The following is a 24,377-nucleotide window of genomic DNA, read 5'->3' as shown; positions in this document are numbered from 1 at the left end:
CCGAGAAGGGCCGGCAATCGACGGGCGGGTGGAAAACGGCCACGCGGGGCGGTCACCTCGTCGAAACGGTAAAACACATTCAGCACCGGGCGAGGCCCGGCCGCCCCGCACCCTCCCCACACCGCTTCGCAGGAAGCGGCGAAGAGCCATGCCTTCTCCCTCGAGGGGAGAAGGGCGCATGAAAGAACCCCCGATGCACACCCGCCGACCCGCATTCCGCGACCGCCGCCGTCGCTTCATCCGCGCTCTTCAGCGCGTCCGCCTCGAAGGTCTTGAGACCGGCGCCTACGAGCCCCTGACTGACCGTGAGCGAATGTATCTGGAGTTGCGCCGGCGCGGCCGTGCGCCCGACATCGAGGATTTCATCCTTTCCGAGGCCATGCTGCTTCTCGAACGCGTCGCCGAGGGCCTCACCGGCGGGGAAAAGACGTCCGCGCCGTGAGCCGGCGCCGCACTGCAAAATCCCCCTCGACTTCCCCGGGGTCATCACGGAATGTTACAGCCTCGCCCACGGGAGACGCCCATGTCGATGACGCCGCGCGCCGGACTGCAGGTCGCCGATGACCTCGCCGCCTTCATCGAGACCGAGGTCCTGCCCGGCCTCGACCTCGACGCGGACGCCCTCTGGACCGGCGTCGCCGGGCTCTTCGCCCGCTTCGCGCCGGAGACCCGCCGCCTGCTCGCCGTTCGCGACGATCTCCAGGCCCGTATCGACGCCTGGCATGTCGCCCGCCGCGGCCGGCCGTACGACGTGGCCGCCGGGGCCGCCTTCCTGCGTGAGATCGGCTACCTGACCCCCGAGCCTGCGCCCTTCACGATCGGCACGCGCGGTGTCGACCCGGAGGTCGCGACCCTGGCCGGCCCCCAGCTGGTCGTGCCCATCCTCAACGCCCGCTTCGTGCTCAACGCCGCCAACGCCCGCTGGGGCAGCCTCTACGACGCCCTCTACGGCACGGACGCGCTCGGCGACCTGCCCCGGGGCGGGGGCTACGATCCCGGGCGCGGCGCCCGCGTCGTCGCCCGCGCGAAAACCTTCCTCGACGAGGCGGTCCCGCTGGCCGGGGGCTCCTGGGCCAACCTGTCTGATCCGCACAACGGCGTCGCACTCCGCGATCCCGGCCAGTACGTCGGCCGCTCCGATCGCTCGCGCCTGTTCCGCCACCACGGCCTGCATATCGAGGTGGTGTTCGACCCCGACCACCCGATCGGGCGAAACGATCCGGCGGGCATCTCGGACGTGATCCTCGAGGCCGCCCTGTCGACCATCGTCGACCTCGAGGACTCGGTCGCCGCCGTCGACGCCGCCGACAAGGTCGCCGCGTATCGCAACTGGCTCGGCCTGATGAAGGGCGACCTGTCCGAGACCTTCGCCAAGGGCGGCGAACGCCTGACCCGGACCCTGGCCCCCGACCGGGTCTTCACCGCCCCCGACGGCTCGACCGTGACCTTGCCGGGCCGGTCCCTGCTGTTCGTCCGCAACGTCGGCCACCTGATGACCACCCCGGCGATCCGGCTGCCGGACGGCTCGGAGGCGCCCGAGGGCGTCCTCGACGCCATCGTCACCAGCCTCATCGCCCTGCACGACCTGAAAGGGCAGGGGCCGGTCCGCAACAGCCGCGCCGGTTCGATCTACATCGTCAAACCCAAGATGCACGGGCCGGAGGAATGCGCCGTCACCGACGCCCTGTTCGACGCCGTCGAGGACCTGCTCGGCCTGCCGCGCCACACGATCAAGGTCGGCGTCATGGACGAGGAGCGCCGCACCTCGGCCAATCTCGCGGCCTGCATCCACGCCGTGAAAAACCGGATCGTCTTCATCAACACCGGCTTCCTCGACCGCACCGGCGACGAGATCCATACGGCGATGCGGGCCGGCCCGGTGGTCCGCAAGGGCGACATCAAGTCGTTGGACTGGATCGCCGCCTACGAAGCCCGCAACGTCGCCATCGGCCTCGCCTGCGGCCTCTCGGGCCGGGCCCAGATCGGCAAGGGCATGTGGGCCGCGCCCGACCGCATGGCCGACATGCTCGACCAGAAGGCGGCCCATCCAAAGACGGGCGCCAACACCGCCTGGGTCCCCAGCCCCACCGCGGCGACCCTGCACGCCCTGCACTACCACCAGACCGACGTCTTCGCCCTGCGGGACGCCGTCGCCGCCCGTCCGGCTCCCGGCCTCGACGCCCTGCTGACCCCGCCGCTGGCGTCGGGCCGAAACTGGTCGGAGGCCGAGGTCGCGGAGGAACTCGACAACAACGCCCAGGGTCTGCTCGGCTACGTCGTGCGCTGGATCGACCAGGGCGTCGGCTGTTCCAAGGTGCCCGACATCCACGACGTCGGCCTGATGGAGGACCGCGCCACCCTGCGCATCTCCTCCCAGCACATGGCCAACTGGCTGCTGCACGGCGTCTGCACGGCGGACCAGGTCGACGCCGCCTTGCTGAGGATGGCGGCGAAGGTCGACGCCCAGAACGCCGCCGATCCCCTCTACCGCCCCATGGCCCCCGACCCGGCGAACAGCCTCGCCTTCCAGGCCGCCCGCGCCCTCGTGTTCGACGGCGTGAACCAGCCCAACGGCTACACCGAGCCGCTGCTCCACGCCTTCAGACGGAGGGCCAAGGACGAGGCCTGACTACTGCTCGCTGCCCGACCGCCACAGATTGTTGGTCAGCGGCTCCAGCAGATAGCTCAGCGCCGTCCGCTTGCGCAGCAGGATGATGACCTCGACCGGCGCGCCGGGCCGCAGGGTGTTGGCTGACCGCCCCAGCTTGGCCAGCTCCGCCGCGGGCACCACGATCTCGGCCCGGAAATAGCTCGCCCCGGTCTCCTCGATCGTGAAGCTGTCGGCCGAGATGCGGGTGACCCGGCCGTGGATGGCCGGCGGGTTGCGCTCGCGCAGGCCCGGGAACCGCACCTCCGTGGTCAGCCCGACCCGCAGGTTGTCGACGTCGTTGGGGCTGATCTGGGCGACGATGATCTGCGACGCGTCGTTGGGCACGATTTCCATCAGCGTCTGCCCCGGCTGGATGACCCCGCCCTGGGTGAAGATGGTCAGGCCGACGACCTGGCCCGACGCCGGCGCCCGCACCTCGCTCCGCGCGATCTGCGAGCGCAGCTCGTTCATCCGCGGCCGCAGCTCGTTCAGCTGAACGTCGATCTGGCGCAGCTGGTCGGCCACGTCCTCGTTCATCTCCGACGACACGCCCGACATCTGCAGCCGGGTCTCGCCGACGGCCTCCCGCGACCGGGCGATCTGGGCCCTGAGCGAGCCGAGCTCCCCGTCCAGCTGCGCCGCCGTCCGCTCCAGCGCCCGCACCCGGGTCAGCGGCGCATAGCCCTTCTCGGCCAGGCTGCGCATGCCGGTCAGCTCTTCCTGGATCAGCCGCTGCTGCTCGATATTGGCCGTGATCTGCCGCTCGTAGCCGAGGATCTGCTCGTTCAGCTGGGCGATCCGCTGGCTGAGCACGCCGGTCTCCGTCGACCGCCCGACCCGCCGCGCCCCGAACTGGAGCTGCTGGATGCGCAGCGACTCCATCGCCAGCACCGAATCCTCCGGCGGCAGATTGGCGAACTCCGGCGGGGTCGGAATGCCGCGTAGGCGGTCGCGCTCGGCGATCAGCCGGGCCCGCTGGGCCAGCAGGGCGAACACCTGGCTGGCCACGCCCCGCTCCGTCGCCCGCAGCTCGCCGCTGGACAGGGTCAGCAGGATCTGGCCGCGCCGGACCGTGTCGCCTTCCTTCACGAGCAGGGCGCTGACCACCCCGCCCTCGCGGTGCTGCACTGCCTGCCGGTTCCCCGACACGGCGATCTGGCCCTGGGCGTAGGCCCCGGCGTCGAGCGGCGCGAAGGCGGCCCAGCCCAGGAAGATGCCGAAGAACAGCAGGATGATCACCCCGCCGATCACCAGCTCCCGGCGCGGCGTGTCGGGCACGAGGACGGGTCCGGCCGGCGGGGCCGGCGGGGCGGGCGGGGTTCCGGCGGCGTCCGGTGCGGCGGCGTCGGTCATTGGGCGCGCCGTTGCGGCTGGGACGGATCCGCCAGCCGGGTCACGTTCGCCGGCTGGCCGGGTGCGGCGCCCGCCGCCGCGGTCTTGGGCGCGGCGGCCCGCATCCGCTCGAGCACTTCCTCGCGCGGTCCCTCCATCTGCACCACCCCATCGCGCATCATCAGCAGGCGGTCGACGCGGGCCAGCACGCCGGCGCGGTGGGCGATGATGACCACGGCCGCGCCCCGGGCGGCGGCGCCGAGGATGGCCTGCATCAGCGCGGCCTCCCCCTCCTGGTCGAGGTTCGAGTTCGGCTCGTCCAGCACCAGCAGGACCGGATCGCCGTACAGCGCCCGCGCCAGCGCCACCCGCTGCGCCTGCCCCGCCGACAGACCCTGCCCGAACGGTCCCAGCTGGGTGTCGTACCCGTTCGGCAGACGCAGGATCAGCTCATGAGCGCCCGCCGCCATCGCCGCCTTGACGGCGCCCCGGTCGGCGGTCTCCTGGTCCACGCCGGTGGCGGTGGCGAAGCGCGAGATATTGTCCTTGATCGAGCCCGCGAACAGGCTGGGGACCTGCGGCAGATAGCCGATCCAGCGGGCCAGTTCGTCGCCCTCCCGCGCCTCGTATTCGGCGCCGTCCATCCGCACCGTGCCCGCCTGCGGCTTCAGGGCGGCGGCGATGACCCGGGCCAGGGTGGTCTTGCCCGATCCGCTGGCCCCGACGACGCCCAGCGTCTGCCCCGGCTGCAGGGTGAAGCTCACCGAGCGCAGCTGCGGCGCCTCCGTGTCCGGGAACTTCACCGAGACTGCCTCGACCTGCAGCCTGCCCTTCGGATCGGGCAGGGTTGTGCGCTCCCGCTCCACGGCGGCCGTGCTCGCGAACAGGTCGGTCAGGGTCTTCCAGCTCGCACCGGCCTGGACCAGCGTCGGCCAGACCCCGACCAGAAGCTCGATCGGCGCCACGGCGCGGCTCAGCAGCACGGAGGAGGCGATGATCGCGCCGGGCGAGATGTCGCCCTTGACCGCCAGCAGGGCGGCGAGCCCCAGGGCCGCGGACTGCATCACCAGGCGCAGGAATTTGATCGCGCCGGAATATTTGCCGCCGGTCAGCTGCGCATCCGCCTGCGCCGCGGTGGCGAGGCGACGCTGCTCGATCTGCCGGGCGATGGAGGACTGGCGCATGCCCAGCGCCCGCACGACCTCCGACTGCCCGGCGACCGCTTCCTGGGCCGAATAGGCGCTGTTTTGCGACTGGATGGCCTTGCTCAGGCGGGGGCGGGTGTCGCGCTCGTTCAGCCAGGCCAGGCTGAACAGGATCAGGCCGCCGACGAGGGTCAGCACGCCGATGGCGGGGTGCAGCAGGAAGCAGCACGCCAGATAGATCGGCGTCCACGGCGCGTCGAACAGCGCCAGCATGCCCTGGCCGCCGATGGCGCCGCGGACATTGTCGAACTCGCGCAGGGCCTGGGTGTTGGGCGACTTGGCCTGCAGGTCCATGACCCGGGCCAGCACCTTGCCGGACAGCATCCGGTCCAGCCTCAACCCGGCCCGCAGCATCAGCCGGCCGCGCAGCCAGTCCAGCCCGGCCAGCGCGGCCAGGGCGAAGACGGCGACGACGGTGATCAGCACCAGCGTCGTCAGCCCGCCCGTCGGCACGACGCGGTCGTAGACCTGCATCATGTAGAGGGTCGGAGTCAGGTAGAGCAGGTTCACGAGCGCCGAAAACACGGCGGCCCACAGGAAGTGGCTCCGGCAGGCCCGGAGCGCCTCGGCCAGGGGCTCCGTGCCCGGTTTGCTGGGAAGCAGGTTCTTCAACACGAAGTGGGGGTTCCTGACGCTGTGGCCAATCAGTCTAACGGCTTGCCGCGGCAACAGATAGCCGAAGGATTTCCCGCCACAACCGAGCCGGGTCCGCACGATGGGGCAAACTGCAAGGGGCGGGCCATGGTTGCGCGTCCGGCCAGTTGACGTTGACACACAGTATATGCCATACACTGTATGTCACACACTATGTGACGACGGGTGTAGTGATGAGCGTCGATTCCGAACTGTTCGAATCCATGCGGCTGGAGCTCCGGCGCGGCTCGCTGGTGCTGGCCGTGCTCGCCCGCCTGCGGGAGGAGCGGTACGGCTACACCCTGCGTCAGGCGCTCGCATCGGACGGCCTGGAGATGGAGGAGAGCACCCTCTATCCGCTGCTCCGTCGCCTTGAGAACCAGGGCCTGCTGACCAGCGAGTGGCGCGAGGAGGAGAGGCGGAAGAAGCGCTTCTACCGGCTGTCGCCGATGGGCGAGGCCATGCTGTCGGCCCTGGCCGGCGAGTGGCGGGGCATCAACGCCTCGCTCGACAAGATTCTCTGAAACCGGGGCGTGGGGAAGACCAATGGACCTGATCGATCGTTACCTGAACGCCGTCGCCGCCCAGCTGCCGCAGGACGAGCGCGCCGACATCATCGCTGAACTGCGCGACCTGATCCTGAGCCGCTTCGAGGCGAAGGAGGAGGAGTTGGGCCGCGCCCTGACCGAGGATGAGCAGGAGGCGATCCTGCACGAGATCGGCCATCCGCTGGTCGTGGCCGCGCGCTACCGCAAGGGCCCGGACTCGCTGGTGGGCCCGGAATTGTTCCCTTACTGGCTGTTCGCGGTGAAGGCCGGGCTGCTGCTGATGCTGGCCGTGCAGGCGATCGTGCTGTTGATCCACCTGATCAGCGGTCCGGCGGACGCCGGTCAGGCGATCGCCCAGGCCTTTCACGGCTTCATCGGCACGGGACTCTGGCTGGTCGGCGCCGCGACGGTGGCGGCGGCGGCGTTCGAGCACTACGGCGTCCGGCCGAAGTGGTTGACAAGCTGGCGGGTCAAGGACCTCGGCGCCTTCGAACTGGCTGATCCCGCCGCCTGGGGCGCCACGGTCGGGGCCTCGCCCAGGGTGAAGCTCTGGACCGCGCCGAAGGTGAAGGTGAAAGGGTGGCCCGGTGGAGACTATCTGTTCTCCTTCCTCGCCACGGGGCTGTTCGTGCTGTGGTGGGTCGGGATCATCCACTTCCCGGGCCTGATGCACATCGACTTCCGGGGCGCGGAGGCGACGGTGACGGGCGCTCCGATCTGGACCACCCTCTATGGTGCGATCCTGTTCTACGCCGTGGCCCAGATGGCGGTCGACCTGGCCAGCCTCGCCCGGCCGTACGCGGTACGAATGCGGGCGGCGGCCGAGGTGGTGATCGCCGGCGCCGGCCTGTGGCTGACCTGGACGATCTTTGAGGCGGGCCACTGGTTCACCCTGACGCGGGACGGCGAAACGGCCCGGATCGCGGGCGACTGGGTCTTGCTGGACTTCGATCTGCTGCGCTCCCTCGGGGAAGGAACGCGTGATCTGGTCGGGGTGGCGAGCAGCCTGTCGCTGATCATGACCTGGGTGCTCGCCCTCTCGGCGATCGGCCTGGTGTTCAAGATCGTCGCCAACCTGTGGCGGCTGGTCCAGCGGGATCCGCGGGCTGTTGCCTGACTGAACCGTCATCCAAACGCCCTTCTTCCGCCCGACGTTGTCAGGCAACGTCACCGGATGAACGAATCCGGACCGCGCCTGAGGGACGTCTACATCACCGGCGTCGGCGCGCATCTGCCCGGCCCGCCAGTCAGCAATGAGCGGATGGAGGACCATATCGGCCGCGTCCACGGCAAGGGCTCGGTGATCGGCCGCCGCGCCCTGCGCTGGAACGGCATAGCGACCCGCCACTACGCCCTGTCCGCCGACGGCCAGGTCCTCGACACCAACGCCGGCATGACGGCGAGAGCGGTCTCGGCGGCTCTCGAGGACGCCCGGCTGACCCTCGGCGACCTGCAGCATCTGGCGACCGCTACAACGCAGGGTGATTTCCTCGTTCCGGGCCACGCTGCGGCGGTCCAGGCCGAGCTGGGGGCCGGCCCGCTGGAGATCGCCAGCTACCAGTCGGTCTGCGCCTCGGCCCTGATGGCGGCCAAGGGCGCCTGGTTGCAGGTGCGGGCCGGAGAAGCCGACGTCTCCGTCGCCGCCGCCGGCGAGTTCTCGTCCCGCTGGTTCCGGCCGGCCTTCTACGAGGGCACGGCCCTGGTCGACGCCAAGGGCCGGCTGGCGACCGAGGCCGATTTCCTGCGCTTTACCCTGTCGGATGGAGCCGGCGCGGTGGTCATGGAGCCCCTGCCTCGCGCCGGGGGCCTGTCGCTGAAGGTTGACTGGATCGACCTGACCTCGCTGGCCGGACGGTTCGACCCGTGCATGTGGGCCGGCTCGACCCGGACGGACCGCGCCTCAATGGACAGCGCCTGGAGCCATGCCGGCCCAGTCGCCGCCCACGCCGCCGGCGCCGTTGCCCTGCTGCAGGACTTCGAACTGCTCAAGATCGTCATCCGCGCCTGGATCGGCGTCTGGCTGGAGAAGGTCGACCACGGCCGCATCGTCCCCGATCAGGTCGACCACCTGCTCTGTCACTACTCCGCCCGCTCGTTGCGCGAGGAGATCGTCGGCCTGCTTGAGAACACCGCTGCCATGATCCCCGAAGAAAAGTGGTTCACCACACTGCCGGAGACGGGCAACATCGGTTCGGCCTCGATCTGGGTCATGCTGGAGGCCTTCATGCGCAGCGGCCGGCCAAAGCCCGGCGATCGTGTGCTGCTGATCGTGCCGGAGAGCGGGCGGGCCATGATCGGCTTCATGATGCTGGAGGTGGTGTGATGGCCGACGGAGCCATGGCGGATCACGCCGTCGCCGAAACGCTGCGCAAGCTGGCGGTGGTTTTCACCGACTTCGAGCAGCGGCTCGAGGCTACGCCGTTGATCCGCAAGCTGACCCGTGGCCGGTTCGAGCTGGCCGACTACCATGCCTTCCTGATCAACCTGCGCCAGCAGGTGAAGGACGGCGCCCTGTGGATGAGCCGGGCCGCCTCCAACATCGGCGAGGACCATCTCGAACTGCGCTCGACCCTGATGAGGCACGCGGTGACCGAGCACCGGGATTTCCGCTTGCTGGAACAGGATTTCGTCGCCTCGGGCGGCGATATCGCGGACATCCTGTCGGCGAAGAAGAACGTTGGCTCGGAGGCCCTGTCAGCCTGGATGTTCCACGAGGCGTCAAAGCCCGATCCATTCGGCCTGCTCGGCGCCATGTGGATCATCGAGGGGCTGGGCTCGATCAAGGCCAGACCATGGGGCCTGAAGGTCAGGGAGCGGCTCAACCTGCCCGACGACGCCCTGCGCTTCCTGCTCTACCACGGTGATAACGACGTCGAGCACATGGAGGAGTTTCGCGAGATGTTGGCGATGGTCCTGCCGGACGAGGCTGTCGCCGAACGGATCGTGACCACGGCGAAGGTGACGGCGCGGCTCTATGTGTTGCAGATCGAGGAGATCGCGGCGTGACGGCGGCCCGCGACCCTTTCGCGACCATGGCGCACGATCCTCGCGACCCCGACCCGTGGCTGGCGCTCTATCTGGACCAGAGCCTGCCGATCGACCCGGAGGCCAAGCGCTGCCTGCTGGTCGGCGCCCGCTCCTGGTCCCGGCGCTGGCTGTTTCCGGTCAGCCGGCCGCTGGTCATCCTGTTCTTCTGCGTGGTGAAGGTGCTGCGGGCCATCTCGCCCCGTTTCCCGAACCTCAACGGCCTGCTGCACAAGACCATCCACTGGGGCCTGCGGACCTTCGGCAGTCCTGAGACCAACACCTTGATCCTGCGCCATTTCCATGTGGGCACCGAGCTGCTGGCCTTCATGCGCGTCAACGCGGGAGCGGCCGACATCTCGAGCCATCCGCTGCGGCCGACCCGGCTGAAGCACATCGAGGACAATCTGTTCCTCCAGCACGACCTCAACGTCTTCAACTTCATCATCGAGCTGAACCGGCGCCTGCGCGCGGAGGGCCGCGAGATCCTGCCGGCCGAGGTGCTGGACTTCTCGATGATCTCCGACGAATTCCCGGCCTTCGAGACCTTCCCGACCGGACCGCTGAACCGCATCGACGTACAGACGGCGGTCGAGTTCTACACACCGCTCTACGCCCTGATGCTGCCCCGCAACGACTTCGTCCGCGCCGCCCATTCGCTCCAGCTGGACGAGACGGTGGCCATCTACATCGCCCGCATCCTCGGCACGGACTACCACCTCAACTTCATCAAGAACGGCCACCCGATGGTGGCGCTGTCGACGCTGCAGGCGGGGTACCGGCTGATGATGCATGGCCTCGATTGCGAGGCCCTGCACGGCTGGCTGCGAACCATGAAGGCGCGGCAGGCCGCCGGCCTCCCGGTGGATCCGCGGGCCGGCTGAGAATTCGACGACAAAGTTCCGGTGATTTCAGAGACGCGCCCCGGCGATTTCGAAGGCTTGAGGGACTTCACGCCGCCATGTCCGAAAACCGCGAGACTCCGGCGGCGCGAAGTCCCATCTTGCGGTCATGGAAAACGCCCGCGAACTTGATCAGGAGGCCTGCTACCGCGCGGTTCTGACGCGGGATGCGCGCTTCGACGGCCGCTTCTTCGGCTGCGTCAAGACCACGGGGATCTACTGCCGCCCGGTCTGCCCGGCCCGAACGCCGAAGCGGGAGAACATGGTCTTCGTCGTGTCGGCGGCGGCGGCCGAGGAGGCGGGCTTTCGCGCCTGTCTGCGCTGCCGCCCGGAAACCGCCCCCGACATGGGCGCGTGGCGGGGAACGTCCAACACCGTCAGCCGGGCCCTGGCCCTGATCGAAGCCGGCGCGCTGGACGAGGGCGATGTTGACGGATTGGCCGGCCGTCTCGGCGTCGGCGAGCGCCACCTGCGCCGCCTGTTCCGCCAGCACCTTGGCGCCGCCCCGGTCAGCGTGGCCCAGACGCGCCGGGTGCTGCTGGCCAAGGCCCTGATCCACCAGACCGATCTTTCGATGGCGCAAGTGGCCCTGGCCTCCGGCTTCGCCAGCGTCCGCCGCTTCAACGAGACATTTCAGGCCCTCTACGATCGTCCGCCGTCGGCGCTGCGGCGACGCGGCGAGAGAGTGCACGAGGGCGGTGTGCGTCTGAGCCTGCCCTACCGTCCGCCCTACGACTGGGACGCCATGCTCGCGGCCCTGGCCGCCCGCGGCGATACCGTCGGAAACCGCCGGTGGTCACGGGTGCTGACGAAAGATGTCGACGGCGCCGACGGCTCTGTCTCGGTCGAACCGGCGGAGTCCGGGCGGGTCTCCGTCTGCGTTGAAGCCGTCGACCTGAAGGCCTTGCCCGGCGTGCTGGCGCGGGTGCGGCGGGTGTTCGACCTGTCCGCCGATCCCGACGCCATCGGCCGCGACCTCTCGGCCGACGCGGCGCTGGAGCCGCTGGTCGCCGGACGGCCGGGCCTCCGGCTGCCGGGCGACTGGATCGACGACGGCGTGGAGCCGCCGAACGACCGTCTCAACGATGAAGTCCTCGCCGCGCGCGCCGAGTCCTGGCGACCGTGGCGAGCCTATGGCGCCCTGCACCTGGCCATGGCCGGGATCACGGGCGCGGACCTGTTGGAGAAGACCGATGCGAAACGCGCCGCCTGAAACCCTGACTCTCGACCGGGTCGCCACGCCTGTCGGCGAGGTTCTGCTGGTCACCGATGGCGAGGGCGCCGTGCGGGCGCTCGATTTCTCCGACTACGAGGCGCGGATGCTGCGGCTGCTCGGCCGCCATAGCCCGGCCTTCACGCTCGACGAAGGCCGCGCCCCGGAACGCGTACGCCGCGCCGTCGAGGCTTATTTCACCGGCGATGTCCGGGCGCTGGACGGCGTCACGGTGAAAACCGGGGGCACAGCGTTCCAGCGCACGGTGTGGGCGGCGCTGAGAGCCATTCCGGCGGGCCAGACCCGCAGCTACGGCCAGCTGGCCGCCGCCGTCGGCTCTCCCCGCGCCGTGCGCGCTGCAGGTCTCGCGAATGGCCAGAACCCGATCGCGGTCATTGTGCCATGTCACCGGGTCATCGGAGCCAACGGGGCCCTGACCGGATACGCCGGCGGCCTGGAGCGCAAGCGGTGGCTGCTGAACCATGAGGGCGTCACGATCGGTTCCTGACCCGGGACTCCGGGGGATGCCCGATTTTCAACGGCCGCAGCCTTGCATTTCGCGCAGGGCGGCCTAGATTATCCCTGCTTATGCTGAAACTGAGCATAAGTCGGCGGGCGGCCTTTGGGCCCACCGCCGTTCTTCGGGCCCAAGATTTGCTCATTTCGAGCAAAAGGGGAATGGAATGGCCGACGGAGCGTTCGGACTGACGAAGGAACTGGAGTTGGCCACTGCGCCGGTCTGGGCCAAGGTCCGCGATCATGTCACCCCGCTGGAGTGGCCAGCCCAGGCGGCGCTGATCCACGAAATCAACCAGCTGAAGCGTGAGCGCGACGCCGTCATCCTGGCTCACAACTATATGACCCCCGAAATCTTCCACGGTGTCGGCGACTACGTCGGCGACAGCCTCGGGCTGGCCAGGGAAGCCGCCAAGTCGAAGGCGAAGGTGATCGTCCAGGCTGGCGTGCACTTCATGGCCGAGACCTCCAAGATTCTCAGCCCGGACAAGACCGTGCTGATCCCCGACCTGCGCGCGGGCTGCAGTCTGGCGGCGTCGATCACAGGCGCAGATGTGCGGCTGATCAAGCAGCGCTACCCGGGCCTGCCGGTGGTCACCTACGTCAACACCACGGCCGACGTGAAGGCCGAAACCGACATCTGCTGCACCTCCGCCAACGCGGTCCAGGTGGTGGAGTGGGCGGCGCGGGAATGGGGCGTCGACCGCGTCATCCTGATCCCCGACGAATATCTGGCGCGCAACGTCGCGGCCCAGACGACGGTCGGGATCATCGCCTGGAAGGGCCGCTGCGAGGTGCACGAGCGGTTCACCGCCGCCGATATCGCCGAGATGCGCGCGGCGTATCCGGGCGCGGAAATCCTCGCCCATCCGGAGTGCCCGGAAGAGGTGCTCGCCGCCGCGGACTTCGCCGGCTCGACCGCCGCGATGATCGATCATGTCACGGCCCGCAGACCGAAGCAGGTGGTGATGATCACAGAGTGTTCGATGGCCTCGAACGTCGCCGGCGACCTGCCGGACGTGCAGTTCATCGGCCCCTGCAACCTGTGTCCCCACATGAAGCGGATCACGCTGCAGAACATCCGCGACTGCCTGGTCAACATGCAGTTCGAGGTGACGGTGCCGGAAGAGATGGCCGGGCGCGCCCGTCTGGCGGTGCAGCGGATGATCGACCTGCCGCCGCCGGCGGTTCCGGCCCGATACGACCTGGTCAAGGCGCGGCATCATGTGGCGGTGGAGTTGATCTGAGTGACCTGGGTGGGGCGTACGCCGGTCGGCTTCGTGATCCTGATCTGGAAATCGGGGCGCCGGTGGGTGGGGTTTCGATGGGGCGGCGACATCCGCCGCGTATACGAGGCGATGCTGCGGCGCGGGGCGCCGCGGAACGAGATCGCCGCCGCCCTGGTCAGGGCCGCGCCGGCGGAAGCCCGCGCGCACAATCTGGATTGAGGTCCATGCACTACGTTCCGCCGGTCCGCGTCGTCGCCTCCGTCGATCGAAAGACCCTGCGGCTTCTCGCCGTCCTGGCCTTGTGGCTCCGGTCCGAAAAGGCCACGTCACGGGCATGACCGAAGCCAATGCACCGCGCCCGGGACCCTGGGACCCGCGCCCCCAGGACAGCAGCCCGGCCCCGGCCGCCACCGAGCCGCCCGCCCGCGCCGCCGAGCCGCCCCTCGACAAGGGCCAGCATCCGGTCTGGGCGGTGGCGTCGACCCTGCTGCTGGGCGGCTTCATCTGGTACGTGTCCGGCAGCTGGGTCATCGCCGTGGCCGCGATCTGGGGCCTGCTGGTTCATGAGTACGGTCACGTGCTGGCGATGAACGCCCTCGGCATGGGACCGGCGCGGATCTACATCATTCCCTTCCTGGGCGGCGTGGCGAAGAGCCAGCGGCTGCCGCAGAGCGAATGGCACGGCGTGCTCGTATCCCTGGCCGGGCCCGCGTTCGGCCTGCTGGCCGCCATTCCGTTCTTCGCCGGCTTCGTGGTGACCGGTAGCGGGCTGTGGCTGCAAGGCGTCTTCGTCATCGCCATCATCAATCTGGTCAACCTCGCGCCGGCGCCGCCCCTGGACGGCTCCAAGGCGCTGGGGCCCGTTCTGGCCCGCATCCATCCGATGCTCGAGAAGGCGGCCATGGTGCTGGTCGGCGTGGTCGTTGTGCTGTGGGGCGTCACCAACGGCAGCTACATCTTCGCCGCGTTCCTCGGCCTGGCCCTGATCGGGCATCTGCGTCGCGGCGCGTGGCGGCCCGATGGTCGGCCGCTGACTCTCGGCGAGTCCGGGCGCAGCGTCGGCCTGTTCCTGCTGACGGCGGCGGCCTGCGCCGGGGTGGCCCTGGCCGCCCTGATGCCGATGACCGGCTCGCTGACGGAGGCGCTGTCGCTGGGCGCGCGCTATTTCGAGTTCGGTCGGTGAACCGGATCGACCATGACGGGCCGCTGGTCGTCGGCGGTGGTCTGGCCGGCCTGTCGGCCGCGCTGGAGGCCGCGCCGCGCAAGGTCCTGGTCGTGACACCCGCGCCGCTCCTGCAGGCCTGCTCCTCCGCCTGGGCCCAGGGCGGGGTGGCGGCGGCGCTGTCGGAGACCGACGCGCCTGCCCTCCACGCGGCGGACACGGAAGCGGCGGGCGCGGGCCTTGTGGACGCCGGGGCCACGCGGTTGCTGACCGCCGACGGGCGGGCGACCGTCGAGTGGCTGGCCTCGCTGGGCGCGCCGTTCGACCGGGACGCCGCGGGCGGTTTCGCGGTCAGCCTCGAGGCGGCCCATTCGCGGGCGCGGGTGGCGCGGGTCGGCGGCGACGGCGCGGGGCGGGCCATCCTGTCGGCGCTGGTGGCTGCGGCCCGGGCGGCGCCGCACATCGAGGTGTGGGAGGACGGCCGCCTGCGCGGCCTGATCCAGGACGGGACGGGTCGGGTGCGCGGCGCCCTTATCGAGCGAGACGGACGACTGGTCGAAGTTCTGGCGCCCGCGGTGGTGCTGGCCACCGGCGGCGCCGGCGGCCTGTACGCCCGGACCACCACGCCAGCGTCCCTGCTGGGCGAGGGCATGGCTCTGGCGTATCGGGCGGGCGCCGAGATTCTCGACCCGGAGTTCGTGCAGTTCCATCCAACCGCCATGGATGTCGGTCTCGACCCCATGCCGCTGGCCACCGAGGCCCTGCGCGGCGAGGGCGCCCGGTTGATCGACGGGGAAGGGCGTTTCCTGCTCGGCGAGGCCGCCGACGCCGATCTGCAGCCCCGCGACGTGGTGGCCCGGGCGGTGCACGCCGCGCGGGCCGATGGCCGGGGCGCCTGTCTCGACGCGCGAACCGCCATCGGCGCGGCCTTCCCGCACGAATTCCCGGGAGTGTTCGCCGCCTGCATGCGGGCCGGGCTGGACCCCCGCGAGACGCCGATCCCCGTCGCCGCCGCGGCCCACTACCACATGGGCGGAATCGTCGCGGGGCCGGACGGCCGCACCACCCTGCCGGGCCTGTTCGCCGTCGGGGAATGCGCCGCCACCGGGGTGCACGGGGCTAACCGCCTGGCGTCCAACTCCCTGCTTGAGGCGGCCGCCTTCGGACGCCGCACCGGCCGCGCCGCCGCCCGGGCGGGACCGGTCTCCGGGCCGACGGTCGCCTTGGCGGCGCCGCCCGATCTCGCGCCTGAGGCCCTCGCGGTCCTGCGCCGCACCATGAGCGACGAGGCGGGCGTGGTGCGCGACGCCGCCGGCCTCACCCGTGCGCTGGCGGTGCTGGATGATCTGGAGGCGCGGACGCCGGGCGCCCTGCCGCTGGTCGCCGCGCGGCTGATCGTCGAGGCCGCTCTGGCCCGTCGCGAGAGCCGGGGCGGACACTGGCGCAGCGACTTCCCCACTGCCGCCGTCGAGGCCCGGCACACGCGCCTGCGGGCTCGCGCCCTCGCGATGGCCGAATGAAGGGAGAGCGAATGACCCGACGCCCGCCCGATCTGCTCATCGAGCCTGTCGTGCGCATGGCGCTGGCCGAGGACCTCGGCCGCGCCGGCGACATCACGGCGCAGGCCTGCATTCCCGAGGGCTCGCGCATGCGGGCCGTGTTCGCGGCGCGCCAGCCGGGCGTGCTGGCGGGGATCGACTGCGTGCGGCTGAGCCTGCTGGCCATGGATCCGGCGGCGACGGTCAGCCCGAAGCTGCGCGACGGCGACGCATTCGAAGCCGGCGCCGTTCTCGTGGAGGCCGAGGCGGACGCCCGCGCCTTCCTCGCCGCCGAGCGGACCGCGCTGAACCTGCTCGGCCGGATGTGCGGCGTCGCCACCCTGACCCGGGCCTATGTCGAGGTCGTCGCCGGCACAGGCGCGCGCATCGCCGACACCCGCAAGACCACGCCGGGTCTGCGCGCGCTCGAGAAGCACGCGGTGGCGTGCGGCGGCGGCGTCAACCACCGCTTCGGCCTGGACGACGCCATCCTGATCAAGGACAACCATGTGGCCGTCTGCGGCGGCGTGGGCGAGGCGATCCGGCGCGCGCGGGCGGCTGCGGGCCATCTGGTCAGGATCGAGATCGAGGTCGACGGGATCGACCAGCTGGACGAGGCGCTGGCCGAACGCCCTGACGTCGTCATGCTCGACAACTTCAGCCCGGCGATGCTGCGCGAGGCGGTGGCGCGGGCCGACGCCTCGCCCTTCGGCCGCCCGCTCCTCGAAGCCTCGGGCGGCGTCCGCCTCGACACTGTGCGGGCGATGGCGGAGACCGGCGTGGACGTGATTTCCGTCGGCGCGCTGACCCACTCCGCACCCTCGCTGGACGTGGGCCTGGACGTCATCTGACGGCCAGGCCGAACGCCGCTACGGAACAGGCGACCCCCGCGAGGGGTTTTGACGGGCACGGAAGGAGATTTCCATGACCCATCGACCCAAGGTCCCCAAGGAGCAGCTCAGCTTCGCCGACAAGGGCGCGCGCCCGGCCGATGAGGTCATGAACGCGGACCGCCGCGACCTCGCCACCGGGGCCCAGTCGGCGCAGCCCGGCGACTCCGACGTCAACCTCGAGACCCAGGGCCGGTTCGGCAACCTGAAACAGAATCTGACGGCCCAACGGAAGGTGCAGGATCGCTGATCATGGCCAACAACCAGCATACGCCCACCCCTGAGGATACGAAACGCTGGGGCGGCCCCGGCGCCAGCCACGAGAACGCCAGGGCCGAACCGCCGACGTTCGAGGACCCGCGCGAGGGCGGGCCGACGAACCCGCGCAACAGCAAGGTCTCGGGCGGCGGCGGCGAACGGGATATCAAGCACAGCCACGACGACGCCCACCGGTCGTCGAAGGGCCACAGGGACGCCTGAGGTCAGGCCGACGGCGTCGCGCCCGCGGCCGGTGTCGGGGCCGAGCCGGCTTCCGCCGCCGGAGCCGTGACCTGCACGGTCGGCGCGGGCGCCGGTGTCGGAGCCTGGGCCGGAGCGCGCTCGGCCTGGGCGGGCGCTTCGCGTCCCTCCTGGGCCAGCAGCAGGTTGTAGGCGATGGCGCCGGCGTCCCGCACCGCGCCGGTCGGGTCGAGGCTGGCCTGGATCAGACGCGGCGCGTCGGCGTCGGTCGAGGGCCGGGCGGCGTAGGAGAAGGCCGCGCCGGAGCCTGAGCGGCCGCCGAAGCGATAGAACAGGTGATCGCCGACCTGGCTGACCCGGACGAGAGAGTTGCGCCACTGCGGCGAAACGCCGGTGGTGTGGAAATGGGTGGCGTTGCCGACCTGGGCGTAGACTGCGCCGGACAGGGCGCTTGAGGCGATGTCGCGGGCGCGGTTCCAAGCGGCGCGATTGACGCGGCCGCGCATCGAGCCGTCGCAGGTGAAGCTGAACTGGCAGCCGGTGCGTCGCCCGGCGCCCTGGAACACGACGCCGCAGACGCTCTTGGGGAAGGCGGGATGGCGCGCACGGTTCAGGACCACCTGGGCGACGGCTTTCATGCCCTCGCGGCCCTCGCCGCGGGCTTCGTAATAGACGGCCTGGGTCAGGCATTCGAGATCGCGCGACGCGTCCAGCGCACCGCCGAGGCGGAAGGGCTGGGCGGCGAGGGGGCCTGTCAGGCTGACCCGGCGAAGGCTGTTTTCAGATGACTGGCTGCGCAGCTGCTCCAGCCGGGCGGTCAGCAATTCCGCCTGCCGGTCGCGTTGGGCCGAGCCCGCGACCGTATAGGGATCGTGGCGCCGGGCGATGGCCAGGGCGCTTTCGTCCAGACCGCCCGCCGCGGCGGCCAGGGCCTCTTCGGTGAAGCCGGCGGCCGTGGCGCTCTCGATCCGCTCCGCCTGGGCCCGCACGGTCGTCGCCTTCGCCACGGCGCCGCCCAGATAGGCGCAACCGATCGCCAGACCCACCATCGCGCCAAACGTCGCCGCCGCCGCCCCGGGCCGGATTATGGCCTTGCGGTCGGCAGGGGAGGTCGCACGCGAATGCGAGGGCTTCGGCAAGGGCTCGATCCTGTTCAGCAGGGCGCAGCGCCGCCCCCGGGTAGTCTCGCGGCTGGGGCGACGCGTCGGTCGCGGCCCGGCTGCGGTAGATCGACGGTCGGCGAACGGGCCGATCATCGGGACGCGCCTTAAGCCAGCCGTTTATGGCGGCATTGTGGTTGATTCGCAAGATTGGTGGGCGCTGCAACATAGATGGGAGTCTCACCGGTATCTGTCAGGTCGCTCGACGGCGTGTTTGGACAAGGGAGTAAGTGACGGCGGCCAATACTGTATTGGATGACCAAGAGTCGACCGCCGTCAGGCTTCCGGCGACCATTGATGATTATGATCTCACAAAATTATTGTCTTTGGATCGCCTATCCAGGCTGAACTTGCTTGAGGCCCTTCCGCCGGAACACCTTGGCCGTGGTCGCGTTCTGGCTGGACATCACAGGAGCCCGCCATGAAAAGAATCGCCCTGGTCCTTGCCTCGACCCTCGCCGTCGCCGGGGTTGCCGCTTGCGGCCATACCATCGAACAGAAGGCCGCCACCGGCGCCATCGCCGGGGCCGTCGTCGCCGGACCCGTGGGCGCAGCGGTGGGCGGCGCGGCGGGCGCGGCGGTCGGCCAGGCCGAGAAGCCGAACTGACACAGGTCGGAACCTGATTGCGGCGTGGAGGCGGTTCTCCGCCTCGCAACCTTGATTTCCGCCCCCATATGGGGTTAGCCCACCCGGCGTTGGCTGAGCGCCGCTCGCCCGCGCCGTTTGCGCACCCGACAAACAATCAAGGACATCGACGACCGCTCGCATGAGAGATCTGAAACAAACCGGCTTCACCGACCGCCTCACCGCCCAGCAGGAAGCCAAGAAGGCCCTGCTCGCCCGCTTCAAGCCCAAGCCCGCCGCGCCCGACCCGGAATTCGAACGGCTGCAGGAAAAGCGCGCCGCCGAGAAGGAGGCCCTGCGCCAGCAGCGCGAACTGGAGAAGGCCGAAATCCGTCGCCAGAAGGCCGAGGTCGAGGCCGCGCGTCTCGCCGCCAACCATGAGGCGCTCGAAGCGGTGGAGGCCGAAAAACGCGCCGCCCGCAAGGAACGCAAGCAGCTGTCCAAGGAAGAGCAGAAGGCCGCCCGCGACGCGCGCTACGCCGCCCGCAAGGCCCGTCAGCGCTAGGCTGTTTCCGACCGGCGGCCCGGCTGAACAGCGGTCGGGCCCGTCGTCCTTGTGGCTTCAGCCCGCCTTCGTCCCGTCGGGAAGGTCGCCCAGCACCGCCGCCAGTTGCTGTCCGGAGTAGGGTTTGCGGACAAACGGCCAGGGCGCGTCCGACAGGGCCGCGTCGACGTCGTCGCCGGCGTAACCGGATGTCAGGACGATCCGCATATCCGGCCAGGTCCGGGCGCATTCGCGCGCCAGTTCGATCCCGGTCATGCCGCCGGGCATGACCACATCGGTCAGCATGACATCGAAGCGCTCCCTCTTCAGCAACTCCAGGGCATGGGGGCCGCTCTCGGCCGACCGGACCTCGAGGCCCAGTCCTTCCAGAAGCTCCCGGGCGACCGCCGCCACCCCCGGATCGTCTTCGACCAGGAGCAGCCGGTGTCCGGCGGCCATGGCGCGGAACTCCACCGCCGGCGCGGGGATTTCGGTTTCCTGCGTCATCAGGAGCGGCGGCAGATACAGGCGAATCTCGCTGCCACGGCCCACGGTCGAGGTCACCCTGACGCCACCACCGCTCTGCCGCGCGAAGCCATAGACCTGGCTCAGGCCCAGACCCGTGCCCCTGCCGATAGGCTTGGTCGTGAAGAAGGGTTCGAAGATCCGCTCCATGACCTCGGGCGTCATGCCTGATCCATTGTCCGACACGGTGACGCAAACATAGTCGCCCGCCGGAAGTTCGGCGATCTCGCCGGGCGCCACCGGGCAGTTCAGCGTCTGGATGATGACCTTGCCCCGATCCCCCAGGGCGTCACGGGCGTTGACGACCAAATTCAGCAAGGCAGCCTCGAACTGGGCCGGATCGACGCTGACGCGGGCCCCGCCACGCCGCAGCTTGAGCCTGAAGTCGATGGCCTCGCCCAGCGCCCGGCGGAGCAGGGGTTCGCTCTCGCGGATCAGGCCGTTCAGGTCCGTTGGCTCCGGTCGCAGCGCCTGACGCCGCGAGAAGGCCAACAGCTGGTGGGTCAGGCGTTCGCCCCGCCGCGCGGCCGACAGGGCCGCCTCGCCCAGCTTCTTCTGGCGCGCGGCGTCGTCCGGAGCCCTCAGCATCATGTCGAGCGCGCCGATCACCACGGTCAGGAGATTGTTGAAATCATGGGCCACGCCGCCGGTGAGACGCCCGACCGCCTCCATTCTCTGGGCATGCATCAGATCGGCTTCGGCCTTGGCCTTCTCCGCGAGCGCCTCGCCGACGCGCTCCTCAAGAAGTTCGTTGATGCGCTTCAGGTCATCCTCGGCCCGCTTGGCCTCGGTGACGTCGATATTGGCCCCGACGTAACCTTGGAACTGGCCGGCGCCGTCGAAGCGCGGCACGCCCTCGCAGCGCAGCCAGCGCAACCCGAGCATCGGATGATTCACGCGCAGGAGGGCATCGAAGCGATCGCGGTGCTCGAAGGCGCGCATATAGGCGGCTTCAAACCCCGCCAGGTCGTCGGGATGGGCCCGCGCTCGCCAGCCGTCGTTCAGGGCCTCTTCGCTTTCCAGGCTGAAAAACGTCTTGTAGCGGCGGTTCGCAAAGATGATGCGGGCGTTCTCGTCGCTCATCCAGATCAACGCCGGGGCGCTGTCCGCGACGGTCCGGAAGCGGGTCTCGGACTCTTGCAGGCGGGCTTGGGCCTCGCGGATATCGGTGACGTCGAAGGCCACGCCGACAAAGCCGACGATGTCGCCATTCGCTCCGAACCGGGGCCGGGAAAACGACTTCAGCCAGCGATACTCGCCGTCATGGCGCAGGTACCGCGCTTCCATCGAGAATGGCTGTGCGGTGGCTTCGCCGGCGAGCGACTCCTCAAGGACGCGGCTCTGGTCGTCCGGATGGATGATGGCGCGCCAGTCCAGCAGCCGCGCCTCTTCATAGGAACCGCCGCTGTAGGCGACGTAAGCCTGGTTGACGAAGGCCCGGCTGCGGTCCTGCTGGGTCACCCAGATCAGCACCGGCGCGGTGTCGGCGATGGCGCGGAAACGCTCCTCGCTTTCACGGACCTCCGCCTCGGCCCGGGTACGTTCGATCTCGGTCCAGGTTCGTGCGGCGACCTCCTGGAGCAGTTCCAGCTCGCCGTCCGTCCATTCCCGAACCCGGGAATCATGGACATACAGGAACGCCCGCAGACGGCCGGCCCGGATCAGGGGAGCCCGCATCAGCGACCGGGTTTGCAGCCGTTCGAAGATTTCGATCGCCCCCTTGGTGCGGGGGTCCTGGCGCACGTCGGAAATGCGGATGGACTGCCCGGCGGACAGATCCGAGATCAGCTCGGCGCCCAGATCCTCGAGCGAAAACTGGCCCTGGGCGCTGGCCACATCCGCCGTCCAGTCGTGGCTCATGGACACCTGCTGGCGCTCCTGGTCGACCTCGCCGTACCCGACCCTCTGGGCCCGCAGTTCCGAGCCGAGGGCGCGTTCCACCTCGGTCATGATCTCATCGGGCGACGTCAGGTCCCGCAGCGAGTCGGTCAGGGCCAGCAGGAAGGACTGGCGCCGTTCCTGTCGTGCGATCAGCTCAATGGCCTCGCGCGTGTCGGTGACATCGAACGACATGCCGACATAGCCCATGAAGGTCCGCTCGGCGTCGAAGCGGGGGTTGACGGCGATCCGCATCCATCGCCAGGCCCCGTCCGCCCGGCGGAACCGCGCCTCGAAGCCGTAGGGCTTATGTTTCGGACGATACCGGGCCTGAACGGCGTTCACTCCTGCCACATCGTCGGGATGGATCGCCTCGCGCCAGACGTGGCCGAGGATATCGTCCGCCCGCCGCCCGTAGAACGCCACGAGGGCGGCGTTGACGAACTCCACCTCTCCGTCAGCGTTGGTCAGCCACACCGGCGAAGGCGCCGTGTCAGCCATCAGCCGGAAGCGCGCCTCGCTTTCGCGTAGCGCGGCTTCGGCCGCCTTGGCGCCCGAGATGTCCACGACCACGGCGATGAACCCTTCGACCGCGCCGCCGGGGCCGGTCAGGGCGCGCACGCTGACGACGACCCAGACCATGGACCCGTCCGGACGGATATAGCGCTTCTCCAACTGCGCGCCGCCCTCGTTGAGGGCCTGGTCGAGCGCCCGATGAGTCGGCCCGACGTCGTCCGGATGGCTCACCGCCTCGGTGCTCAACCCCACAACCTTGTCGTGGGGAACGCCGAGGATTTCAGCGTAGCGAGCATTGGCGCTCAGGATCGTCCCATCCAGGCCCACCCGGGCGATGCCGGCCGAGGCCTGGTCGACCATGGCCTGGAGCTGGGCTTCCCGTTCCCGCAGGGCGGATTCGGCGGCCCGCGCGTCGGTGACGTCGATATTGACGCCGATCATTCCTCGATATCGATCATCGGAGTCGATGCGCGGGCGCGCCTCGGTGCGGAGGATCCGCCACGCGCCGTCGGCGCGCCGGAAGCGGGCCTCGACTTCGAAAGGTGCGTTCCGTTCGGCGGCCTTGCGGGTCACCGCCGCGACCTGCTTCCGGTCGTCCGGGTGCAGAAAGGCGGCGAAGTCGGTGACCCCCGCCGGGTCAGTCACGCCCCAGAACCGCCGGAGCGCTTCGTTCAGATGCACGCAGCGCCCTTCCTCGTCGCTCATCCAGAGCATGACGGGGGCCCGTTCACTGATCAGGTGCAGGCGGTGCTCGCTTTCGTTGATCCGGTCGGCCGACAGGCGCAGGGCGTCGATCGACGCGTCCAGCCGCCCGAGGATCTTGCGCAGGGCCGCCGCGACCACGGTGGCGAACAATCCCACGACGATGAAGTTCGTCGTGGCTATCACGCCCACCCGGGTGCCTGTGCCCACGCCGACGACGTCCGGGCCAACGACCGCCCAGCCGCCGAACAGGCAGGCGAAAACCGCGACGACGCCGGCGATGCGCCCACCCGCGAGCGCGGCCACGATGACGGCGGGCAGAAGAATCATGAAGCCGGCGAAGCCGGAATAGAAGGGCGACAGCGCGAGACGGATCACCAGCATGACCGTCGCGCAGGCGATCCCGATCAGCGCCGACACCCACCAGGCGCGCGGACGGACCCGCGCGAGGCGGGTCACACCCGCGTCGATGTCCAGTATCCGCCGAAGCACCCCGACCGCGCCCATTCAGCCCCCGCTCGCGCGCACGCGACTTCCGGCAACGTATTGGCCTGATTTGCGTTCCGGCAAGCGTGGCGTTTGAGATTACACGCCCGACCGCCTTGCACGGCTGGCCGGCGCGCCTAACTCCAGAGCCGACCCCCACCAGCGCCAGGAGCCTGCATGACCGCGACGATCGACACCGGCCTTTCGAAGACGGAGCGCACGGACGTGGCGCAGGAGCTGACCAAGGTCCTCGCGGACAGCTTCGCTGTCTATCTGAAGACCCACGGCTATCACTGGAATGTGCGCGGGCCGGAGTTCTTCAGCTTCCACAACCTGCTGGAGCAGCAGTACCGCGATATCTGGGCGGCGCTGGACGACATCGCCGAACGCATCCGCGCCCTCGGCGTCCTCGCCCCGCAGAGCTTCTCGGGCTTCGGCAACCTGACCTCGATCAAGGACGGCGATCCCGAGAAGGAGGCGACCGCCATGCTCAAGGAGCTGTTGAAAGACCACGAGACGCTGATCGCCACGGCCCGCAAGGCGTTCGCCGCCGCCGATGCGGCCGGCGACGAGGCCTCGGCCGATCTGATGACGCAGCGTCTGGCGGCGCACGAGAAATTCGCCTGGATGCTGCGGTCTACCCTCGGAGGGCGCTGAGGCTTGACCGAGCGACGGTTTTCGGCCTGAAAACCGCCTCGCT

At 69.9% G+C, this 24,377-nt stretch carries 23 protein-coding genes; 19 read left to right on the top strand and 4 right to left on the bottom strand.

Features of this window, described 5'->3' with window-relative positions; translation table 11 throughout:
• Window positions 1–178: 178 nt before the first annotated feature.
• Complete coding sequence (locus VEB62_RS01585; RefSeq protein ID WP_324794757.1) at window positions 179–442, top strand: hypothetical protein; 264 nt, start codon at window positions 179–181, stop codon at window positions 440–442.
• A gap of 81 nt (window positions 443–523) precedes the next feature.
• Window positions 524–2,629 carry a malate synthase G gene (locus VEB62_RS01580; protein ID WP_324794756.1) on the top strand — a complete coding sequence of 702 codons (2,106 nt, stop codon included), beginning with the start codon at window positions 524–526 and terminating at the stop codon, window positions 2,627–2,629.
• Here VEB62_RS01580 and VEB62_RS01575 read toward each other — a convergent pair whose 3' ends face one another.
• Together VEB62_RS01575 and VEB62_RS01570 are read right to left on the bottom strand one after the other, a co-directional pair.
• The gene (locus tag VEB62_RS01575) at window positions 2,630–4,003 is read right to left on the bottom strand and encodes an HlyD family type I secretion periplasmic adaptor subunit (protein WP_324794754.1); all 1,374 of its coding nucleotides are present in this window, start codon (window positions 4,001–4,003) and stop codon (window positions 2,630–2,632) included.
• Complete coding sequence (locus tag VEB62_RS01570; RefSeq protein WP_324794753.1) at window positions 4,000–5,802, bottom strand: type I secretion system permease/ATPase; 1,803 nt, start codon at window positions 5,800–5,802, stop codon at window positions 4,000–4,002. The genes VEB62_RS01575 and VEB62_RS01570 overlap by 4 nt, the downstream gene beginning before the upstream one ends.
• A gap of 212 nt (window positions 5,803–6,014) precedes the next feature.
• Here VEB62_RS01570 and VEB62_RS01565 point away from each other — a divergent pair, with 212 nt between their 5' ends.
• The 14 genes from VEB62_RS01565 (at window position 6,015) to VEB62_RS01500 (ending at window position 17,322) form a co-directional block, all read left to right on the top strand.
• Window positions 6,015–6,344, top strand: coding sequence for a PadR family transcriptional regulator (locus tag VEB62_RS01565; protein WP_324794751.1), 330 nt, complete (start codon window positions 6,015–6,017; stop codon window positions 6,342–6,344).
• 22 nt (window positions 6,345–6,366) lie between these two features.
• Window positions 6,367–7,485: a hypothetical protein gene (locus tag VEB62_RS01560; RefSeq protein ID WP_324794750.1), complete on the top strand. Its 1,119-nt coding sequence runs from the start codon at window positions 6,367–6,369 to the stop codon at window positions 7,483–7,485.
• Between the two features lie 57 nt (window positions 7,486–7,542).
• Window positions 7,543–8,691, top strand: a complete 1,149-nt coding sequence (locus VEB62_RS01555) for a beta-ketoacyl-ACP synthase III (protein ID WP_324794749.1) — start codon at window positions 7,543–7,545, stop codon at window positions 8,689–8,691.
• Entirely contained in the window at window positions 8,691–9,374 is a 684-nt protein-coding gene (locus VEB62_RS01550) for an iron-containing redox enzyme family protein (protein WP_324794747.1), read from the top strand. Before VEB62_RS01555 ends, VEB62_RS01550 begins: the two co-directional genes overlap by 1 nt.
• Window positions 9,371–10,276 carry a DUF6999 family protein gene (locus tag VEB62_RS01545; RefSeq protein ID WP_324794745.1) on the top strand — a complete coding sequence of 302 codons (906 nt, stop codon included), beginning with the start codon at window positions 9,371–9,373 and terminating at the stop codon, window positions 10,274–10,276. Before VEB62_RS01550 ends, VEB62_RS01545 begins: the two co-directional genes overlap by 4 nt.
• A gap of 127 nt (window positions 10,277–10,403) precedes the next feature.
• Window positions 10,404–11,507: a bifunctional transcriptional activator/DNA repair enzyme AdaA gene (locus VEB62_RS01540; RefSeq protein WP_324794744.1), complete on the top strand. Its 1,104-nt coding sequence runs from the start codon at window positions 10,404–10,406 to the stop codon at window positions 11,505–11,507.
• Window positions 11,488–12,015 (top strand): methylated-DNA--[protein]-cysteine S-methyltransferase, encoded by a 528-nt coding sequence (locus tag VEB62_RS01535; RefSeq protein ID WP_324794743.1) that lies wholly within the window; start codon window positions 11,488–11,490, stop codon window positions 12,013–12,015. The genes VEB62_RS01540 and VEB62_RS01535 overlap by 20 nt, the downstream gene beginning before the upstream one ends.
• Before the next feature lie 175 nt (window positions 12,016–12,190).
• A complete protein-coding gene (nadA, locus tag VEB62_RS01530; RefSeq protein WP_324794741.1) occupies window positions 12,191–13,270 on the top strand; it encodes a quinolinate synthase NadA in 1,080 nt (359 codons plus the stop codon).
• Window positions 13,271–13,471 (top strand): hypothetical protein, encoded by a 201-nt coding sequence (locus tag VEB62_RS01525; protein ID WP_324794740.1) that lies wholly within the window; start codon window positions 13,271–13,273, stop codon window positions 13,469–13,471.
• A 115-nt stretch (window positions 13,472–13,586) separates the two neighbouring features.
• Window positions 13,587–14,435: a metalloprotease gene (locus VEB62_RS01520; protein ID WP_324794739.1), complete on the top strand. Its 849-nt coding sequence runs from the start codon at window positions 13,587–13,589 to the stop codon at window positions 14,433–14,435.
• Window positions 14,432–15,934, top strand: coding sequence for an L-aspartate oxidase (locus tag VEB62_RS01515; protein WP_324794738.1), 1,503 nt, complete (start codon window positions 14,432–14,434; stop codon window positions 15,932–15,934). Before VEB62_RS01520 ends, VEB62_RS01515 begins: the two co-directional genes overlap by 4 nt.
• Window positions 15,935–15,945: 11 nt before the next feature.
• Entirely contained in the window at window positions 15,946–16,803 is an 858-nt protein-coding gene (gene nadC, locus VEB62_RS01510) for a carboxylating nicotinate-nucleotide diphosphorylase (protein ID WP_324794737.1), read from the top strand.
• A gap of 73 nt (window positions 16,804–16,876) precedes the next feature.
• Window positions 16,877–17,092 (top strand): hypothetical protein, encoded by a 216-nt coding sequence (locus tag VEB62_RS01505; RefSeq protein WP_324794736.1) that lies wholly within the window; start codon window positions 16,877–16,879, stop codon window positions 17,090–17,092.
• Between the two features lie 2 nt (window positions 17,093–17,094).
• Entirely contained in the window at window positions 17,095–17,322 is a 228-nt protein-coding gene (locus tag VEB62_RS01500) for a hypothetical protein (protein ID WP_324794735.1), read from the top strand.
• Window positions 17,323–17,324: 2 nt separating this feature from the next.
• On the opposite strand, the gene VEB62_RS01495 is transcribed toward VEB62_RS01500, so the two are convergent.
• Window positions 17,325–18,440, bottom strand: a complete 1,116-nt coding sequence (locus VEB62_RS01495) for a cell wall hydrolase (RefSeq protein ID WP_324794734.1) — start codon at window positions 18,438–18,440, stop codon at window positions 17,325–17,327.
• 442 nt (window positions 18,441–18,882) lie between these two features.
• Here VEB62_RS01495 and VEB62_RS01490 point away from each other — a divergent pair, with 442 nt between their 5' ends.
• Both VEB62_RS01490 and VEB62_RS01485 read left to right on the top strand, forming a co-directional pair.
• Entirely contained in the window at window positions 18,883–19,068 is a 186-nt protein-coding gene (locus VEB62_RS01490; RefSeq protein ID WP_324794733.1) for a hypothetical protein, read from the top strand.
• Between the two features lie 160 nt (window positions 19,069–19,228).
• Window positions 19,229–19,591, top strand: a complete 363-nt coding sequence (locus VEB62_RS01485; RefSeq protein WP_324794732.1) for a DUF6481 family protein — start codon at window positions 19,229–19,231, stop codon at window positions 19,589–19,591.
• 57 nt (window positions 19,592–19,648) lie between these two features.
• Here the strand turns inward: VEB62_RS01485 and VEB62_RS01480 are convergent, their stop codons facing one another.
• Window positions 19,649–23,698: a PAS domain S-box protein gene (locus tag VEB62_RS01480; protein ID WP_324794731.1), complete on the bottom strand. Its 4,050-nt coding sequence runs from the start codon at window positions 23,696–23,698 to the stop codon at window positions 19,649–19,651.
• 156 nt (window positions 23,699–23,854) lie between these two features.
• On the opposite strand from VEB62_RS01480, the gene VEB62_RS01475 reads away from it, so the two are divergent.
• Window positions 23,855–24,334, top strand: coding sequence for a Dps family protein (locus VEB62_RS01475; RefSeq protein WP_324794730.1), 480 nt, complete (start codon window positions 23,855–23,857; stop codon window positions 24,332–24,334).
• Window positions 24,335–24,377 lie beyond the last annotated feature (43 nt).

The organism is Brevundimonas sp. (assembly GCF_035626975.1).
GTDB lineage: Bacteria > Pseudomonadota > Alphaproteobacteria > Caulobacterales > Caulobacteraceae > Brevundimonas.
The sequence above is the reverse complement of the archived record's forward strand: the minus strand, read 5'-3'. Positions and strand labels throughout refer to the sequence as shown.